The 1,754-nt window shown below is 39.9% G+C and carries 1 protein-coding gene; it reads left to right on the top strand.

What is annotated here, in order from left to right; all coding sequences use genetic code 11:
• Nucleotides 1–58 precede the first annotated feature (58 nt).
• On the top strand, nucleotides 59–1,754 hold a 1,696-nt coding region (locus PSF27_RS20760), incomplete at its 3' end, for a fimbria/pilus outer membrane usher protein (RefSeq protein WP_272682190.1).

Raw genomic sequence — 1,754 nt, 5'->3', positions numbered from 1 at the left:
AATATTTAAAGGGTCTTTGACCCTTATTTTTAATGACCAATGGGGATGGATAATATCAATGCGTTTAAAACCAATTAATGCCTTTATGTTATCCCTGTTAGCCACGCCATTTTATGTCTGCGCCGATTTAAATATGGACTTCTTGCATGGAGGCGTTCAACCGCAAGCTGAAAGTGTCTTTGATGAGAATGTAAAATACCCCGCCGGGCATTATATTGTTGAGGTGATTTTTAATCGTCGCTCGATGAATAAAAAAGAGCTGATTATCTTACCTGACGATAAAGAAACGTTATGTCTCAATAAAGACTGGATAACGGAATTAGCCTTGCCGATCAATTTAAATTTATTTGCGGCTTATTTTAATCCCGAGAGACACTGCTATGACATTAGCCGTTATCCTGGCGCCCAAGTGACTTTTGATAATGCCAAACAAACATTATCTTTGAGTATTCCTCAAATCGCATTGGATGAATCTACAAATCAACAAAATTGGGATTACGGTATTACTGGCGTTAAAGTTAACTACTCTGGCTATGTTTCTAAAACCAGTTCGTCAAAAACACAAATGTACGGCGATTTTGACTTATATTCTAATGTTGGTCGCTGGGTTGCTTTTGTTCGCAGCAGTTATCTAAAAGATTCCGGCACAGAAACATCCGAAGCCACAATATCAACAGCAATAAAACCAATACAAGGAAGTTTTATTGCCGGTAAAACATTAACCGCTTTATCAATATTACCCAATTTTGTTTTTTATGGCATGGCATTACGCTCCGAGCGGGATATGCGCCCCTGGGAAATGCGTGGCTATGCCCCAGTGATTTCTGGTGTCGTAAATTCCAATGCCAAAATTACGATATCTCAAAATGGCTATATTTTAAGCTCTCAAGTGGTGCCTGCAGGGGCTTACCAATTAAAAGATATTGCCCCCGTCAGTAACGGAAATATCACCGTCACCGTGGAAGAAAATGATGGAACGAAAACCGTTCGTTACTATCCTGTCGCGACACTTTCGTCTTTATTGCGAGCGAATGAAATTAATTACAATGTCGCCATTGGTGAGCGAGAGATCGCAGGAAAAAGAGAAAATCGCCTGTTCTTTTTGGGCGCATTTGACTATGGGTTAACCCATTTTACGTTCCATACTGCCGGTATCTTGCATAACGATTATAAAAGTGCTGCTTTAGGGGCAAGTAAAGATTTAGGCCAATTTGGGGCAATCTCGTTTAACGTCAACACGGCGGTGAGTACGTTCCAAAAGCAAACGCCAACGATGCCAGAAGCTCGTCAATCGGGTATCAGCTATATGCTTCAATACGCAAATTCATTAACAGACAATACGAACCTACAATTATTGGCTTACCGATACACCGGCAAAGATTACGTTGATTTTAATGATTTTAACCCGAATGCCTTATACCACCGAAGCAATCGTAAAGAACGCTATGAAACTATCCTATCGCAAAATTTTGATGGAAGCTTTTTGAGTGTATCGGGCTGGGTCCAAACCTATCGCAATGCTATCAGCAACGAGGTGGGCGCCAACATTACTTATAATACCGCGATCCAAGGTATCGATTTATCGTTTTCGGCAGATTATCAAAAATTAAATGATTATAATCGTGATAATTATGTTTTTTCTGTCGGTGTAAATATTCCCTTTAGTGTCTTTGATAAAAATCACTTTTGGACAAATTCCGTCAACTACGACCGACGAAACAAAGCCAGTTTTAACTCCGGTATTTCTGGCAGTA

The organism is Providencia sp. PROV129, from assembly GCF_028482245.1.
In the GTDB taxonomy this organism is placed as follows: domain Bacteria; phylum Pseudomonadota; class Gammaproteobacteria; order Enterobacterales; family Enterobacteriaceae; genus Providencia; species Providencia vermicola.
The sequence above is the reverse complement of the archived record's forward strand: the minus strand, read 5'-3'. Positions and strand labels throughout refer to the sequence as shown.